Source organism: Nonomuraea sp. NPDC005730 (genome assembly GCF_040630865.1).
Lineage (GTDB): Bacteria > Actinomycetota > Actinomycetes > Streptosporangiales > Streptosporangiaceae > Nonomuraea.
The window spans coordinates 35673-51966 of sequence record NZ_JBEXYK010000046.1 but is presented as its reverse complement, the minus strand read 5'-3'; the positions used below and the strand labels follow the sequence as shown (position 1 = coordinate 51966).

General features: G+C 70.7%; 12 protein-coding genes. 7 read left to right on the top strand and 5 right to left on the bottom strand.

Annotated features, from left to right (window positions below; genetic code table 11):
• Positions 1-5 precede the first annotated feature (5 nt).
• Positions 6-1583 (bottom strand): malate synthase A, encoded by a 1578-nt coding sequence (gene aceB / locus ABZ444_RS36295; RefSeq protein ID WP_358007178.1) that lies wholly within the window; start codon positions 1581-1583, stop codon positions 6-8.
• A gap of 157 nt (positions 1584-1740) precedes the next feature.
• Here aceB and ABZ444_RS36290 point away from each other — a divergent pair, with 157 nt between their 5' ends.
• From ABZ444_RS36290 to ABZ444_RS36265, 6 genes are all read left to right on the top strand, one after another.
• Positions 1741-2433 (top strand): DUF4097 family beta strand repeat-containing protein, encoded by a 693-nt coding sequence (locus ABZ444_RS36290; RefSeq protein ID WP_358007175.1) that lies wholly within the window; start codon positions 1741-1743, stop codon positions 2431-2433.
• An 84-nt stretch (positions 2434-2517) separates the two neighbouring features.
• A complete protein-coding gene (gene hflX, locus ABZ444_RS36285; RefSeq protein ID WP_358007261.1) occupies positions 2518-3930 on the top strand; it encodes a GTPase HflX in 1413 nt (470 codons plus the stop codon).
• Positions 3931-4354: 424 nt separating this feature from the next.
• Complete coding sequence (hutI, locus tag ABZ444_RS36280) at positions 4355-5563, top strand: imidazolonepropionase (protein ID WP_125633626.1); 1209 nt, start codon at positions 4355-4357, stop codon at positions 5561-5563.
• A gap of 35 nt (positions 5564-5598) precedes the next feature.
• On the top strand, positions 5599-6414 hold the full coding sequence (locus tag ABZ444_RS36275; RefSeq protein WP_358007172.1) for a DegV family protein: 816 nt from the start codon (positions 5599-5601) through the stop codon (positions 6412-6414).
• A gap of 739 nt (positions 6415-7153) precedes the next feature.
• On the top strand, positions 7154-7795 hold the full coding sequence (locus ABZ444_RS36270; RefSeq protein WP_358007169.1) for a ComEA family DNA-binding protein: 642 nt from the start codon (positions 7154-7156) through the stop codon (positions 7793-7795).
• A 520-nt stretch (positions 7796-8315) separates the two neighbouring features.
• A complete protein-coding gene (locus ABZ444_RS36265; RefSeq protein WP_358007166.1) occupies positions 8316-10682 on the top strand; it encodes a ComEC/Rec2 family competence protein in 2367 nt (788 codons plus the stop codon).
• A gap of 689 nt (positions 10683-11371) precedes the next feature.
• On the opposite strand, the gene ABZ444_RS36260 is transcribed toward ABZ444_RS36265, so the two are convergent.
• Entirely contained in the window at positions 11372-12277 is a 906-nt protein-coding gene (locus ABZ444_RS36260) for an LLM class flavin-dependent oxidoreductase (protein WP_358007163.1), read from the bottom strand.
• Positions 12278-12303: 26 nt separating this feature from the next.
• Positions 12304-13284, bottom strand: a complete 981-nt coding sequence (locus ABZ444_RS36255) for an aldo/keto reductase (protein WP_358007160.1) — start codon at positions 13282-13284, stop codon at positions 12304-12306.
• Positions 13285-13534: 250 nt separating this feature from the next.
• Here ABZ444_RS36255 and holA point away from each other — a divergent pair, with 250 nt between their 5' ends.
• Positions 13535-14506, top strand: coding sequence for a DNA polymerase III subunit delta (gene holA / locus ABZ444_RS36250; protein WP_358007157.1), 972 nt, complete (start codon positions 13535-13537; stop codon positions 14504-14506).
• Between the two features lie 59 nt (positions 14507-14565).
• Here holA and ABZ444_RS36245 read toward each other — a convergent pair whose 3' ends face one another.
• Both ABZ444_RS36245 and ABZ444_RS36240 read right to left on the bottom strand, forming a co-directional pair.
• Positions 14566-15705, bottom strand: coding sequence for an epoxide hydrolase family protein (locus ABZ444_RS36245; protein ID WP_358007154.1), 1140 nt, complete (start codon positions 15703-15705; stop codon positions 14566-14568).
• 59 nt (positions 15706-15764) lie between these two features.
• Entirely contained in the window at positions 15765-16262 is a 498-nt protein-coding gene (locus ABZ444_RS36240; RefSeq protein ID WP_358007152.1) for a MarR family transcriptional regulator, read from the bottom strand.
• Positions 16263-16294 lie beyond the last annotated feature (32 nt).

Here is a 16294-nt window from a genome sequence, read left to right as displayed (position 1 = left end):
AACATCTACGGCATTTGGGCGTACGCCGGCAGCGTCAGGAACTCGGCGAAGTCGTCGTCCAGCGCCACCTCCTTGAACAGCGCCGTCGCCTGCCCGAACAGCCGCTCGTCGTAGCCCGGCTCGGCCGAGATCCGGGCCAGCTCCTCGGCGATGATCCGCTCGACCAGCTCCCTGGTCACCTGCTCACCGGTGTCGGCCAGCGTGATGTCGTTGTGGATCCACTGCCAGATCTGCGAACGGGAGATCTCGGCCGTCGCGGCGTCCTCCATGAGGTTGTGGATCGCGACCGCGCCCAGCCCGCCCATCCAGGCGGCCAGGTAGCGCAGGGCCACGTCGACGTTGCTGCGCAGGCCCGTCTCGGTGATCTCGCCGGGCGTCTCGGAGACCGACAGCAGGTCGGCGGCCGAGACGCGGACGTCCTCGCGCAGCCGGTCGAGCTGGTTGGGCCGCGCCCCCAGGACGCCGTCGAACACCTCGCGGCACACCGGCACGAGGTCGGGATGGGCCACCCAGGAGCCGTCGAACCCGTCGCCCGACTCGCGCGTCTTGTCCGCCCGCACCTTCTCCAGCGCCACCGCGTTGACCTCGGCGTCGCGCCGGGAGGGGATGAACGCCGCCATCCCGCCGATGGCGTGCGCGCCGCGCTTGTGACACGTACGCACCAGCAGCTCGGTGTAGGCCCGCATGAACGGCGCGGTCATCGTCACCGCGTTCCGCTCGGGCAGCAGGAACTCCCGGCCCCGCGTGCGGAACTTCTTGATCACGCTGAACAGGTAGTCCCAGCGGCCCGCGTTGAGCCCGGCCGAGTGGTCGCGCAGCTCGTGGAGGATCTCCTCCATCTCGAACGCCGCGGGGTAGGTCTCGATGAGCACGGTCGCCCTGATGGTGCCGTACGGGATGCCCAGGAGCTCCTGGGCCCGGGTGAACACCTCGTTCCAGAGCCGCGCCTCCAGGTGCGACTCCATCTTCGGCAGGTAGAAGTAGGGCCCCTTGCCCTTGTCGAGCTGACGCTGCGCGCAGTGGAAGAAGTAGAGCCCGAAGTCGAACAGCGACGCCGACACCGGCCGCCCGTCCACCTGCGCGTGCTTCTCGTCCAGGTGCCAGCCGCGCGGGCGCACCACGATCGTGGCCAGCTCGTCGTCGGGCCGCAGCGCGTACGTCTTGCCGCCGGTCTCGAAGTCGATCGCCCGGTCGAGTGCCTCGCGCAGGTTGAGCTGCCCGGACACGCAGTTCTCCCACAGGGGCGAGTTGGCGTCCTCGAAGTCGGCCAGCCACACCTTGGCGCCGGAGTTGAGCGCGTTGATGGTCATCTTCCTGTCGACCGGCCCGGTGATCTCGACGCGGCGGTCCGTCAGGCCGGGGGCCGGCGGCGCGACCTGCCAGTCGCCCTCCCTGACCTCCTTGGTCTCCGGCAGGAAGTCGAGCGTCCCGCCGGCCGACAGCTCCGCCTGACGCGTCTGGCGGGCTTCGAGCAGCTCCAGCCGCCTGGCGCCGAACTCCCGCTGGAGAGCCGCCACGAAGCCGAGCGCCTCCGGCGTGAGGATCTCGTCGAACCGTTCGAGCATCGGGCCGGTGATCTCCATGTCCCCCTCTTTTCCGTAGAGTGGAAAACCGATTCTGGATTGTGGAAGTGAAGCTACTCCGCCCGGGGTTCCCGGGTCAAAGGCTGGGGTATCCCTGGGACGTCTTCCGGGGCATCCCCGATGCGGAGGGGGTCATGCCCGCGAAAGGATCGGGGGCATGAAGACGATTGCTGTGGCGGGCGGGCTGCTGGCCGCCGCGCTGGTGCTGACGGGTTGCCGGATCGAGAGCATCGGCGGTGCCACGAACCAGGACACCGTGTCCTACCAGGTGACGGACAAGGTTTCCAAGCTGCAGGTCAGAAGCGACGCCGGCGATACGGTGATCACCGAGACCGACGGCACCGCCGTCCGGGTGGTCGAGACGTTGCGCTGGCGGGGCGACGACAAGCCCAAGCCGCAGCACAAGGTCGAGGGCCAGGCGCTTCTGGTGACCTATGACTGCCCGTCGGCCTGGGCGAACTGCAGCGTCGACTACAAGATCGAGGTTCCCAAGGGGCTGGCCGTCGACCTCGACAGCGACTCGGGTGACATCACCTTGCGGGCACTGAGCGGTCAGCTCGACGCCAGGCTCGACTCCGGCGACCTCGAAGGCTCAGGGATGACCGGCAAGAAGGTCTACGTCAAGGCCGACTCGGGCAACATCGAGCTCAAGTACGCCACCGCGCCGGACAGCGCCGAGCTGGAGGCCGGCTCGGGCGACGTCGTCCTGAAGGTGCCCACGGGGTCCTACGACGTGAAGACCGACGTGGACTCCGGCGACGCCTCCGTCTCCATCAAGTCCGACCCCAGCTCGCCCCGCAAGATCTCGCTGACCGCCGGTTCCGGCGACGTGACGCTCTCGGCGGGATAACCAGATGATGACGCCGGGGATGTCGTGCCACCATCGTGGGAAGACACCGAGGTGTCCAGACGTTCCCTCATAGAGATGACACGAATGCACGAATACACCGCGCTCGACGAGTTCGAGACCGGCGACATGGACCTCGAGGAGCGCCAGGCGCTGCGCCGCGTGGCGGGCCTCTCCACCGAACTCCAGGATGTCTCCGAGGTCGAGTACCGGCAGCTGCGGCTCGAGCGGGTCGTCCTCGTCGGCGTCTGGACCTCCGGATCCGCCGAAGACGCCGAGAATTCCCTGCTGGAGCTCAAGCTCCTGGCCGAGACCGCCGGGTCCGAGGTGCTCGAAGGGCTCATCCAGCGGCGCCAGAAGCCCGACCCGGCCACCTACATCGGCTCGGGCAAGGCCCTGGAGCTGCGCGACGTGGTCGAGTCGACCGGCGCCGACACCGTGATCTGCGACGGCGAGCTGGCCCCCGGCCAGCTCCGCCAGCTGGAGGAGACGGTCAAGGTCAAGGTCATCGACCGTACGGCGCTGATCCTCGACATCTTCGCCCAGCACGCCAAGAGCCGCGAGGGCAAGGCCCAGGTCGAGCTGGCGCAGCTGCAGTACCTGCTGCCGCGCCTGCGAGGCTGGGGTGGCAACCTGTCCCGCCAGGTCGGCGGTCGCGCCGCGGGCGGCGTGGGCATCGGCGGCCGCGGCCCCGGTGAGACCAAGATCGAGCTCGACCGGCGCCGCATCCGCGAGCGCATGTCCAAGCTGCGCCGCCAGATCAGCGGCATGTCCACCTCGCGCGAGACCATGCGCCACCGGCGCCAGCGGCGCGAGGTCCCGGCCGTGGCCATCGCGGGTTACACCAACGCGGGCAAGTCCTCGCTGCTCAACCGCATCACCGGTGCGGGCGTGCTGGTCGAGGACGCGCTGTTCGCCACGCTCGACCCGACCGTGCGCCGCGCCCGCACGCCGGAGGGCCGGCTGTTCACGATCGCCGACACCGTCGGCTTCGTGCGCCACCTGCCCCACCAGCTCATCGAGGCGTTCCGGTCCACGCTGGAGGAGGTCGCCGACGCCGACCTGATCCTGCACGTCGTCGACGGCTCGCACCCCGACCCCGAGGGTCAGCTCGCGGCCGTCCGCGAGGTGTTCGCCGACATCGAGGGCGCCTCCGAGGTGCCCGAGGTGGTGGTGATCAACAAGGCCGACGCGGCTGACCAGGAGGTGCTCGACCGCATCGCCAGGCGCGAGCGCGACAGCATCGTGGTCTCCGCCCGCACCGGCAAGGGCGTCCCCGAGCTCATGCGGCTCATCGAGGAGCGGCTGCCGCGCCTCGACCACGAGGTCAACCTGCTGGTGCCCTACGACCGGGGCGACCTGATCTCGCGGGCCCACAAGGAGGGCGAGGTGCTCTCCGTCGAACACGTCCAGGACGGCACCGTCCTGCACGCCCGCGTGCTGCCGAGCCTGTTCCAGGAGCTGGAGCGGGTGGGCAAGCCGGTCGAACGCGTCTCTTAGCGGGACGGCTGGGCAGCTCTCGCTCAAAGTAGCGCAGAGCTGCCCAAATAGGGCAGTGGTCCCCGAACCCTGGGGTTGCTAGGATGGCCAGACCTAACGTTGGTCTGGTTTTTTGGTTTCGGTTCTGGGTTTCGGATGATGACGTCGAGTGCGAAAGTCGTCAGCGGGGGCCATGGGGGCGAGGCGTGGCAGGGTGACGGATGGGATGAGTGGTCTTTCTTCCGAATAACCCTGTACACCGAGCCCGGCTGTGAAATAACGTAACTGAACTGAAATCGCCGGGTCACGTCTCCGGCGATACGGTCACCGCACAACATCACGCGGATGAGAGCAGGAGACCCCCCATGTCGTCCGGACCCGGAGCGGACTCAGTGGGCGCGGCACAGGCCGTGCGCTGGGTGCTGCGCCTGCACGGGGTGGTGCGATGACCGTTCGGCTCTTGACCAACATCGGCCGCCTGTGGACGGGTAACGAGGTCCTCAGCAACGCGGCCATCCTCGTGCACAACGACCGCATCGCCTGGGTCGGGCGGGCGCCCGACCTCCCGCAGAGCGTGCCCGGCGTCGTCGACGACATCGTCGACGTCGACCACGTGGAGAACCTCGGCGGCGCGCTCGTCACGCCCGGCCTCATCGACGCCCACACGCATCCGGTCTACGCGGGCAACCGCTACGCCGAGCTGGCCATCCGCACCGGCGGCTCCAGCGCGGCCTCGATCACCGCGGCGGGCGGCGGCGTCGGCTCCACCGTCACCGTGACACGCGGCACCGACCCCTGGACGTTGTGCAACGGCGTGCGCGAGCGGCTGCGGAGCTGGCTGCTCAGCGGCACCACCACCGTCGAGGCCAAGACCGGCTACCACCTCACGCGCGACGGCGAGCTGGCCGACGTGCGGCTCCTGCGCGAGCTGGAGAAGGAGCCGATGATGCCGCGGGTGCACGTCACCTTCCTCGCGGCGCACGTCGTGCCTCCCGAGTACTTCGGCCGCCAGCGCGAATACGTCGAGGCCGTGGGCGCCTGGTGCGCCGACGCGGCGGCGGCCGGCGCCGACAGCGTCGACGTCTACTGCGACGAGGGCCACTTCACCACCGAGGAGTCCCGCTGGGTCCTCGCCTCGGGCCGTAACGTGGGGCTGCTCCCGCGCATCCACGCCGGCCTGTTCAGCCGTCGCGGCGCCGTGCAGCTGGCCGCCGAGCTCGGCTGCGCCTCCGCCGACGGCCTGCACCACATGTCCGACGAGGACATCGCGATCATGTCCCGTTACGGCGTGCCCGCGGTGGTCTGCCCGGCCACGGCGCTCCAGCGCGGCCACGTGCCGCCGGTCCGCCAGATGATCAAGCATGGCGTGCAGATCGCCCTCGGCAGCGACCACAACCCCGGCTACTGCGGCATCACCTCGATGTCGCTGGTCATCGCCATGGCGGTGTCGGCGTTCGGCATGAGCGTCAACGACGCGCTGCGGGCGGCCACGCTGGGCGGCGCGACCGTCCTCGGGGCGCCCGACCGCGGGGTGCTGGCTCCCGGGCGGCTGGCCGACATCGTCCAGTGGGACGCCGACCACGAAGGCGCCTTCGCCTGGTCCTTCGGGCTCAAGCCGCGCCGGGTCTGGCGGGGCGGGACGCCCGTCCAGTAACCCCGGACTCGGGATCGGGTGGCTAATCTCGGGATATGCCGCCCTCTGTCGCCGTTGTCACCGATTCCACCGCTTACCTGCCCGCTGTGCCCGGTGTGACGGTGGTGCCGGTACAAGTGGTGGCCCGCGGCATCCCGCACGACGAGGACACCTTCACCGGCGACCTGGCCACCGCCACCACCTCGCGTCCGTCGCCCGCGCGCTTCGCGGCCTGCTACGACGCGCTGGCCGCCGCCGGGGCCACGGGCGTGGTCTCGATCCACCTGTCCGGCGAGCTGTCCGGCACCGTCGAGTCCGCCCTCGCGGCGGCCAAGGACGCGCCCGTGCCGGTGGAGGTGATCGACAGCCGGTCCATCGCGATGGGCCTGGGCTATCCCGTGCTGGCGGCGGCGCGGTCGGCCGCCGCCGGCGCCTCCCTGGCCGACGTGGCCGCCGCCGCCCGCCGTACCACCGCCGTCACCCGGACCTTCTTCTACGTGGACACCCTGGAGTACCTGAGGCGGAGCGGCCGCATCGGCGCCGCCACGTCGTTGTTCGGGTCAGCCCTCATGATCAAACCGCTGCTGCACATCGTGGACGGGCGTATCTCCCTGCTGGAGAAGGTGCGGACGTCGGGGCGGGCGATCGCGCGACTGGAGGACCTGGCGGTGAAGGCGGCCGTGGAGCTGGACGGGGCCGGGGTGGCCGTGCAGCACATGGGGGCTCGGGGGCGGGCCGAGGCGTTGGGGGAACGGTTGTCCAAGCGGGTGGCGGGGGTTCGTGAGGTGCGGGTGGTGGAGGTGGGGGCGGTGATCGGGGCTCATGTGGGGCCGGGGATGCTGGGGGTGACGGTCACGGGGTACGAGGGGTGACCGGCTTGGCCCGTTTGTTTAGGGATCGTCGTCTGGTCGGTGCTGTGTTTTCCACAGCCATCTCGTCTCTTGGCTTCGCTGTCCCCAGAATTCGGTTCGGTAGCTGGGGAGTGCGGGTGGCTTCCGTAGGTTCGTCGGCGTGCGATCTCAGGACCCGACGGCAGAGCGGACCATAGCCGAATCCAGGCTCCGGTCGATCACGAGCCCTGCCCGCCGGCCGCGTCCGGGACGACGCAACAGACATCCTTACGGCGACGAGGCCCAGAACCTCCCGACGTCCCGGCTCAGAGCAGCCCCACCTTCTGCGTCCGCTTCTCCTGCGGGCCCTTCTTTCGTGGGCCCTTCTTCGGCAGGCCCGGCGCGGCCGTGGGGGCCCCTCCTGGCGGCTCCTTGGAGTGACTCGCAGGCGAGGCCACCGGCCCGCCAGGTCGCCCCTCAGAGGGCCTCAGGGGCCGACCAGCGGAATGAGCCTCGGCCCGACCTGAGGGATGAGCGTCGCGTTGAGCCTTCGTCCGAGCTGTGGGGGGAGCCTCGGCCTGAATCGGGGGCCGGGCGTTCGGCGGGGCCTCAAGCGATGTCGCGGCCCGAGCATCAGGCAGAGCAAGAGGATGAGCCGGAGGAGAGCGTCCTCCGAGCCGAGGGGCGGGCGGGGCGTCGGAGCGGGTCGTGGATCGAGTCCCAGGCCGCCACAGAGGCGCCTCCGCACATCCCTCGGCGGCTCACAGGCAGCCCCGCCCCCATGCCCCCGACCTTCCAGGCGTTCCGCGACGCCATCACCTCGGCCCAGCCCTCCACCACCATCGACCTCAGCAAGCCCGGCCTGCGCGTGCTCGTCGCCGTCGGTGCCCTGGCCGTCGCGGTCGCCGTCTTCCTCGTCTGGCGCTCCCAGCCCACCCCCGAGCCCCTCCCGCCGCCACCCGTGGCAACCCCTCCATCCCCGTCACCCACCGCCGCCAAGGTGACCGTCCAGGTGGCGGGCAAGGTCCGCAATCCCGGCGTCTACCTGCTCCCGCAGGGCTCCCGCGTGACGGACGCGGTGACGGCGGCAGGCGGGCTCAAACACGGCGCCTCCACGGGCCCCCTCAACCTGGCCAGACGCCTGATCGACGGAGAGCAGATCATCGTGGGCGCCCCCTCCGCGGTCGTCGCCGCCGTACCGCCCGGATATCCCGGCGCCGACCCCGCCACAGCCATCCTCGACCTCAACGCCGCCACCCCCGACCAACTCGAAGAACTCCCGGGAGTGGGAGAGGTGCTGGCCGCCAGGATCGCCGAGTTCCGCACCGCCCACGGCGGTTTCACCAGCGTGGACCAACTTCGCGAGGTGAGCGGCATCGGTCCGAGAAAGTACGAAGAGATCAAGCCGAAGGTCCGCGTCTGACATGCCGCCCCTGTCCGATCCCTCGCGCCGCGGCCCCGCTGCGATCCCCGTGCCTCCCGTCGCCACCGCCCCTCTGCGTCCCGCCGCCGCGGACGACGGCGAGCACAAGCGTTCCTGGACACTCGTCCTCCCGGCGCTGTCCGCCTGGGCCGGCGCCCTGATCATGCTCGGCCAATCGCCCATTGTGGGCATGACGACAGCCGCTGTCACCGCCCTGGCCGCCGGTGCCCTGGCCTGGCACACCCGCTCGCCGTTCACCCGCTCGCCCCTCATCTGTTCGCTGATCAGCAGGTTCCTGCCTGGGGCGTTCGGGCCTGTCCTGTCCGCCTCTCCACTGCTGCTGCCGTTCAGCCGCCACCGGTCGCCACGTTCGTCGTCCTCTCCCTCGGGACGGGGCCCTTCCGGTCGGCCTTCGCCCTTCTGGGGTGCCTGGCGGAACGTCGTGCTCGCCATGCTCATCTGCGCGGCGGCGACCTCCGCGTCTGTCGCCTTCCGCGTCCAGGCACTGACCACCGGCCCGGTGGCCGAGCTCGCCGCCAGGAACGCGACCGTGACCGCCCAGATCGTCCTGTCCGATGACCCGAAGCGCAGGTCACGCAGAAGCGGCCACTTCAACCGGGACAGCTACGTGATCCCGGCCACGCTCAAGATCATCGAGTCGGCTGCGGGGGAGGGAGGCAGATCCACTACCGGTCAGCCGGAGGGGAACCGTCCCGGTCTCCCTGGAGGGAGTGACGGAGGTGTGACGCAGGCATCCCCGCCACCGGAACGCCAAGCCGTCGATGTCCCCATCACGGTGTTCGCCGGCGGCAACGCCTGGAGCACCCTGCTGCCGAGCCAACGCCTGCAGGTCACCGGCCGCCTGGCGCGACCAACGCCCGGCGACCTGGTGGCGGCCATCCTCCTGGTACGAGGCGAGCCCCGCATCCTGACACCACCTTCGTCCCTGCAGACCATGGCGGGCGCCCTCAGAACCGGCCTCCGAACAGCCGCCGACCCCCTGCCGCCCGACCAGCGCGGCCTCCTGCCCGGCCTGGTCGTCGGGGACGTCTCCCGCATCGACCCTCAGGTGGCCGCCGACCTCAAAGAAGCGGGCCTGAGCCACCTGAACGCCGTAAGCGGCGCAAACCTTGCCATCGTCGCAGGTGCCGTCCTGGCACTCTCCCGCCTGGTCGGCCTCCCCCTGCCGCTGAGAGCCGTTCTCGCGGCTGTCGCGATGCTTGCGTTCACCGTGGTGGCCAGGCCGTCCCCGAGCGTTCTGCGCGCCCTGCTGATGGGCCTGGCCGCCGCGCTCGCCCTGGGTACCGGGCGGGCCAAGGACGGCCTCGCCGCCCTCTCGGCAACCGTCCTCCTGCTGGTGCTGTTCGCGCCGGAACTGGCGCGTTCGTACGGCTTCGCCCTCTCGGTCGCGGCCACCGCCGGCATCCTCCTCCTCGCACCACGCTGGCGCGACAAACTCTCCACGCCACCACCGACGGAGACCGGCGACCGCGACGCCACCACAGCGTCCACAGCGACAGGCCGGAAACCGGAGGAGAGGAAGCGCAGCAGCGTGTACGGGCGTGCAGCGAGCGCATTCGACGAGGCCGGTGACTGCCGTGCGACCTCGCTCCCCGAAGATGCGTCCGCTGGCCGAGGGCGTGCCGTCGCAGGGATGTGCCGCTTGCCGAGGTGGCTGGCGGAGGCGCTGGCCGTGTCGGCTGCCGCGCAAGCGGCCGTGACGCCCGTCCTGGTGCTGATGTCGGGTCAGGTGACGCTGGTGGCGGTGCCCGCCAACCTGCTCGTGGCTCCCGCCGTGGCTCCCGCGACCCTGCTCGGTTTCGCCGCCGCCCTGGTGGCTCCGATCTGGCCGGACGCCGCCGGCATGCTGGTCATCCCGGCCGGATACGCGGTGGGCTGGATCGTCACCGTGGCTCGCTGGGCCGTGAACGTCCCTCTGGCCACCCTGCCCTGGCCGGGCGGCCTCCCCGGTCTGGGGCTCCTCGTCCTCGCCGTGGCCGTCGCGATCCCGGTTCTCAGGCACCGTCGTTGGCGGACGATGGCGCTGCTGACGGCAGGGGCCGCTCTGGTCGCCGTCCTGGTGATCCGTCCGCTGACGGGGGCTTGGCCGCCCAAGGGCTGGTTGATGGTGATGTGCGACGTCGGGCAGGGCGACGGCCTGGTGGTGGCGGCCGGCCCTGGACGAGGCGTGGTCGTGGACACCGGCCCGGACCCGGTCGTCATGGATCGATGCCTGCGCAGGCTCGGAGTCGAGGACGTTCCCCTGCTCGTCCTGACCCATCCGCACGCCGACCATGTGGACGGCCTGCCGGGCGTGCTCAGGAACCGGCGCGTGGGAGCCGTGATCGTCAGCCCTCGGCCGACGGCGGTGCAGTCCAGCGCGCGGATCTCGGCCGTACTGGCTCGACACCGGATTCCCGAAGGGAACGCGGAACCTGGCACGCGATGGCGGTTCGGCCCGTCCGAGCTCACCGTCGTCGCCCCTGACCCGACGTCAGGCGGGAGGAGCGGCCAGGGCGAAGGCAGCGTGATCAACAATTCCAGCGTCGTCATCCACGTACGCTGGCGTGCCGGTTCCGTCCTGCTCGCCGGAGACCTCGAGACCGAGGCGCAGGACGATCTCGCACGCCGCCTCACCCTGCGTGCCGACATCCTCAAGACCCCGCACCACGGCTCGAATCGCCAGTCCCCGGCCTTCCTCGGCTCGCTGGGTGCACGAGCCGCCCTGATCAGCGTGGGCGCCGGCAACGACTACGGCCACCCGGCCACATCGACCCTCGCCCTCCTCCACCGCGTCGGCGCCGCCATCTACCGCACCGATCGATCGGGTGACCTGGCAGTCATCGAACACGAAGGCAGCCTGGCCGTGGTCCCCCGTGGACCGTGAGCGGTCCGACGCCGGACGAGCGGGACCCCGGACCACCGGGGCACGAGGGAGCGGGGACTGGTGCCGGTGGGGGTGCCCGAACGGATGAGGAACTGGCCGCCGGGGCCGTGGTCGAGGTCGTGAGCGGGTCGTGGGCCGGTGACCGTTCACGCCCGGTGGCCGGCTGACCTCCCGGACGGGGACGTCGGCGGCTTGCGGGGCGGTGGCTGTTCACGCCTGGTGGTGAGCTGATCTTTCGGACGGAGGTGTCAGCGGGCCGCGGGCGGGTGACCGGGCGGCGGGTGACCGGGTGGCGGGTGACCGGGCGGCCGGTGACCGGGCGGCCGTCGGCCACCGCAGAAGAAGCGCGCTTTCTTGCGGCGGCCGCCCTTTCTGGAAGGTTCTCCCAGATGCTTGAGAAGGATCTTCAGCTTGTCCCGGTCGTGGTTGACGATGTGGGTGCGGAGCTGCACGACGTGGCCGCGGCCGGCCCACTGCCCTGGTTCGCGAACGACTGCCTGACCTGATCGGCGAAGTCCTCGGAGATGACGCGGCCATCGCGGCCGGAGGCGTACTGTCCGGCGACGAGGACGGCCTCTCCGCAGGCGCGGGCGATGTGGCTGTAGCCGTGTCCGACCGGGTTGTGCAGAGTATCGGGGTTGATGAGCCGGCCGATGTCAGAGCGCTGCCACGGACGGCAACCCGTCGCGCTATTTCGCGATCGCCTCGCGGACGGACGGCACGATCTCCCGGGCCCAGCGGGCCAGCGTGGTGAGGTCGGTGGCGCCGTGGCCGGAGGAGAAGAGGATGAAGCCCGAGGCGTCGTGCTCCAGTACCGCTTCGGTCAGCTCCTCGACCCACTGCCCGACGGAGCCGCCGATCCAGCGCCCGTCGTGGTCGCGGGTGGCGGCCAGCGGACGGTCGGTGATGCGGCCCGGGAAGTTGTAGATCGTACGGATGTCGCGCGGGTCGCGGCCCACCGCGGCCGCCGCCTCGTCGATGACGGGCCGCGAGGTGCGATACCGCTCGCTGCGCCAGTCGGCGGCGTGGCCGGGGATCCAGCCGTCGGCCACCCTGCCCGTGGCGGCCAGGGATTTGGGCCCGTTCGACCCGGTCCACACCGGGGGCGCGGCCACGGGGGCGGGCTCGATCCGGCGCACCCGGTAGTGGCGTCCCTCGTGGGTGACCGGCGCACCGCCGCCCGACAGCTTGCGGATCAGGACGATCGCCTCCTCGAAGGCGTCCACGGCGTCGCCGGGGGTCTGCCGGGGCACGCCCATGTCGGTGATGCGGTCCCACAGCCCGCCCGCGCCCATGCCGAGCACGACGCGGCCGTCCGACAGCGCCGACAACGACGTCACCGTCCTGGCCAGCATGGGGGCGGGCCTGGTCGGCAGGTTGGTGACATTGGCCAGGCCGGCGATGTGCCGCGTACCGCCCAGAAGGAAGCCGATCGTGGCGTAGGCGTCCAGCCGCTCGCCGAGATAGGGATGGTCGGACAGCGAGAAGAGATCAAGCCCGTCCCGGTCGGCCTGCTGAACCATGCGCAGCAGCTCGGGCAGGTCCTCGAAACCGGAGTGCGCGCCAAAACCGAACACCACGTCAGATGCGGACACAGTATTGCCTTTCATGCAAGGAGGGGTCACCAGGCGTACGCTTCTGGTGCGGGTTTGGGGCCGTTGGGGCCGGGCGGCGGGAACAACTCGTCCAGTCTGGCCAGGGTGCTTCCGTCGAGGGTGATCGCGGCAGCGCGGAGCGAGCCGTCGAGCTGCCCGGCCGTACGGGGCCCGATGATCGGCGCGGTCACCCCGTCCTGGGCGAGCAGCCAGGCCGGCCCGACGTTCGCCGGGTCCTCGCCGAGGTCGGCGCAGAGCTGCTCGTACGCCTCGATCGTCTCCTGGTGCCGGGCGAGGCCGGCGGCCGACCGGCCCGTGGCTCCGCGGGAGGCGCCGCCCTGCTCCCGCTTGCGCAGGACACCGCCGAGGACGCCGCCGTTCAGCGGCGACCACGGGATCATACCCAGCCCGTAGTGCCGCGCCGCGGGCAGCACCTCCAGCTCCGCCCGGCGGTTCATCAGGTTGTAGATGGACTGCTCGGCGACCAGCCCGACCGCGTGTCGCGCCCGTGCCGCCTCCTGGGCCTGCGCCAGGTGCCGGCCGGCGAAGTTGGACGAGCCGAAGTAGAGCACCTTGCCCTGTTGCCGCAGCACGCCGAAGGCCTCCCAGATCTCCTCCCGCGGCGTGTTCCTGTCGATGTGGTGCATCTGGTACAGGTCGATGTGATCGGTGCCCAGCCGCCTGAGCGAGGCGTCGCACGCGCGCCTGATGTGCAGCGCGGACAGGCGGCTCTCGTTGGGCCGGCGCCCGGTCGGGAGGTAGAGCTTGGTGGCCAGGACGGTCCTGTCGCGCCTGCCGCCCCCTCGGGCGAACCAGCGGCCGATGATCTGCTCGGTGAGGCCGTCGGCATAGACGTCGGCGGTGTCGAAGAAGTTGATGCCGTGCTCGTGTGCGCGATCCATGATCGCGTGGCTGTCTGGTTCGGACGTCTCCGTCCCGAAGTTCATCGTGCCCAGGGCCGGCCGGGACACCGACAGGCCGCTCCGGCCGAGCTGGACGTGGTTCATCTCGGACCACCTGAGGCCGGACCCTTGCGCATCGCGGCCTCGGCGGCCGACGCCCGGTGGACCGCCAGGCCGTCGTGGTCTCCGACGATCACCACGACTGTACGACTCGTCATCATGACTCCAGAAAATTCAGTTCGCGCTCCGAACTATAATCGTTCGTAACACGAACTGCAACCGGCCTCGGTCCGCCCCTCCGGCGGGTGTGGCGTCGAGTACCAGGTTGTCGGTGCCGCATGGCATGCTGCCTGACATGGCGGGAACCGATCCAGCACTTGTCACCCTGGTCCTCGGCGACGAGGAGCTGCTTGCCGAGCGGGCGGTGGGTGTCGTCGTCGCGGCGGCGCGGGCCGGCGATCCGGGGGCCGAGGTGCATGATCTCGTCGGCGGAAAGGTCGCCACCGGCGAGCTGACCCAGCTGACCTCGCCCTCGCTCTTCGGCGATCGTTCGGTGGTCGTCATCCGCTCGGCGCAGGACCTGCCGAAGGACGTCGTCACCGAAGTGGTGTCCTACGCGAAGCAGCCGTCGGACGACGCGGTTCTCGTGCTGGCGCACCCGGGTGGGGTGAAGGGGAAGGCGCTGGTCGACGGGGTGAAGAAGGCCGGGGCCAAGGTGGTGACGATCAACAAGGTCACCAAGGCCGGCGAGCGGCTGGAGTTCGTCAAGGCGGAGATCAAGCGAGCCGGGCGGAACATCGCGGGGGATGCGGCCCAGGCGTTGCTCGACGCGGTGGGCAACGATCTGCGCGAGCTGGCGGCGGCGTGCAGTCAGCTCGCGTTCGACACCGAGGACAAGACGATCAGCGCGGCGGCTGTGGCGCGCTATCACAAGGGGCGGGCCGAGGTCACGGGCTTCAACGTGGCCGACTCGGCGATCGAGGGGCGCCTGGCCGAGGCCCTGGAGCAGCTGCGTTGGGCTCTGGGCACCGGTGTGGCCCCTGTGCTGCTGGTGAGTGCGCTGGCCGGTGGGCTGAGGTCGCTGGCCAAGGTGGGGAGTGCGCCGCGCAACCTGCGCGGCGGGCAGCTCGCCGCCCATGTGGGGATGCCGCCCTGGAAGGTCGACCGGGTCAAGCGCCAGCTGAACGGCTGGCGGCCGGAGGGGTTGTCCCGGGCGATCCAGGCGGTGGCCACTGCGGACGAGCAGGTCAAGGGCGGCGGGGCGGACGCGGCGTACGCCCTGGAGCATGCCGTGCAGGTGATCGTCGCCAGCCGTACGGGCCGGTAGCGAACACCCGCGCCACAGGACCTGGCAGGCCAGGTCCTGTGGCGCCCCGGCGGTGCTTCTCAGGGGTGGCGCAGGGGGCGGAAGAACGTGGTGATGTCGGTCGCCAGTCGGGCCGGTTCTTCCAGGGGCATGAAGTGGCCGCCTCGGGTGGGGGTGTTCCAGTGGCGCAGGTCGGTCAGGGCGCGTTCGGCGAAGCTGCGGGGGAGGCTCGCCACGGAGGGTTCGTGGCTGAGGGTGACGGCGGACGGCACGGTGATGGGCGGCCGCGGCGGGTTGCGGGGCCAGTCGTAGTACGACTTGAACGAGGTGCCGATCGAGCCGGTGGTCCAGTAGAGGGTCAGCATGGTGAGCAGGGTGTCGCGGTCGAACCGGGATTCCAGGTCGCCGTGGCAGTCGCTCCAGGCGCGCAGCTTGTCCACGATCCACGCGGCCAGGCCGGTCGGTGAGTCGAGCAGGGCGGCGGCGATCGTGTCGGGACGGGTGAGCATGATCTCGCTGTAACCGCCGTCGCGCTGGTCGTAGGCCGCTTCGGCGTCCAGGAAGGCCTGTTCGTCCGGGGTCAGCGGCGGGACGTCCAGGGACGCGGGGGCGGGTGGATGGATGAGGTGGATCCCGGTCACCTGGTCCGGATAGAGGGCGCCGAGCCAGCCGACGGCCGCCCCGCCGATGTCGCCGCCGAAGGCCCCGTAGCGTTCGTGGCCCAGGACCTCGGTCATGAGCAGGTGCAGCATGCGGGCCATCGCGGCTCGGGTGAGGGGCTCGTCCGGCAGGTCGGAGTAGAGGAAGCCGGGCATCGACGGGATCACGACGTCGAAGGAGTCGTCGGGGTCGCCGCCGTACCGGGCGGGGTCGGCCAGGCGTGCTGCCAGGGGCAGCATCTCCAGGAAGCTGCTCGGCCAGCCGTGGCAGAGCAGGACGGGCAGCGGGGCGCGGCCGGTGCCGGGGATGCGGATGAAGTGGAGGTCTCGTCCCTGGACGGGGGCTCTGTAGTGGTCCAGCTCGTTCAGGCGGGCTTCCTGGGCGCGGAAGTCGAACCTGTAGGCCCAGTACGTCACGAGGTCCCGCAGGTATGCCGGGTCCGTTCCGCCCTCCCAGGGGCGGTGGTCCAGCGAGCGGGCGAATCTGGCGTTGCGGAGACGGGTGCGCAGGTCGTCGAGTACGTCGTCGGGAACCTCTATGCGGAACGGCGTCACGCCCATGTGGTCTCCGGTGTCGGAAGTGTCATCCCAGCATGGGTACCACCGGACGCTCGCCGGTCTCAATGCAATTGATTCGGGTTCGTCTCCACGTAGAGCAGAAGCTGTTTGAGCAGGTTGTCCAGGGTGTCCTGGTCGTCGGGGGAGAGGGTGTTCACCAGGGCCGTCTCCAGCACGGCCAGGACGGCCATGGCGTCCGTCCAGAGGTCGTGCCCCTTGGGCGTGAGCTCGACGTCCACGCGACGGCGGTCTTCGGTGCTGCGGACGCGGCGTACCAGACCTGCCTTCTCCAGCGTGTCGAGGCGGCCGGTCATGCCGGCGGGGGAGAGCAGCAGCTCGGCGGCCAGCTCGGTGGGGGTGGCGGTGCCGTTGTGGGCGGCCAGCCGGTGGAGCGTCTGGAACTCGAAGTCCTGGACGCCGGTCTGGGCCAGCGCGGCCGCCTTGGCGTGGCCGAGGTGTTTCACCAGCGCCTGCATGCGGGTCACGATGCCCTCCACCCGCTCGTCGAAGGGCGCCTTGCCGCGCCAGCGGGCCAGATGACGATCGACGGAGTCCTCCACAGCACAGGATCATACGCCAACAAGTAATTTGT

Bases quoted from the DNA above. Each gene is read 5' to 3' on its own strand.
- holA (WP_358007157.1), top strand. From the start codon at position 13,535: ATGGCGGGAACCGATCCAGCACTTGTCACCCTGGTCCTCGGCGACGAG.
- ABZ444_RS36290 (WP_358007175.1), top strand. From the start codon at position 1,741: ATGAAGACGATTGCTGTGGCGGGCGGGCTGCTGGCCGCCGCGCTGGTG.
- hutI (WP_125633626.1), top strand. From the start codon at position 4,355: ATGACCGTTCGGCTCTTGACCAACATCGGCCGCCTGTGGACGGGTAAC.
- ABZ444_RS36255 (WP_358007160.1), bottom strand. From the start codon at position 13,284: ATGAACCACGTCCAGCTCGGCCGGAGCGGCCTGTCGGTGTCCCGGCCG.
- ABZ444_RS36270 (WP_358007169.1), top strand. From the start codon at position 7,154: ATGCCCCCGACCTTCCAGGCGTTCCGCGACGCCATCACCTCGGCCCAG.
- hflX (WP_358007261.1), top strand. From the start codon at position 2,518: ATGCACGAATACACCGCGCTCGACGAGTTCGAGACCGGCGACATGGAC.
- aceB (WP_358007178.1), bottom strand. From the start codon at position 1,583: ATGGAGATCACCGGCCCGATGCTCGAACGGTTCGACGAGATCCTCACG.
- ABZ444_RS36275 (WP_358007172.1), top strand. From the start codon at position 5,599: ATGCCGCCCTCTGTCGCCGTTGTCACCGATTCCACCGCTTACCTGCCC.
- ABZ444_RS36245 (WP_358007154.1), bottom strand. From the start codon at position 15,705: ATGGGCGTGACGCCGTTCCGCATAGAGGTTCCCGACGACGTACTCGAC.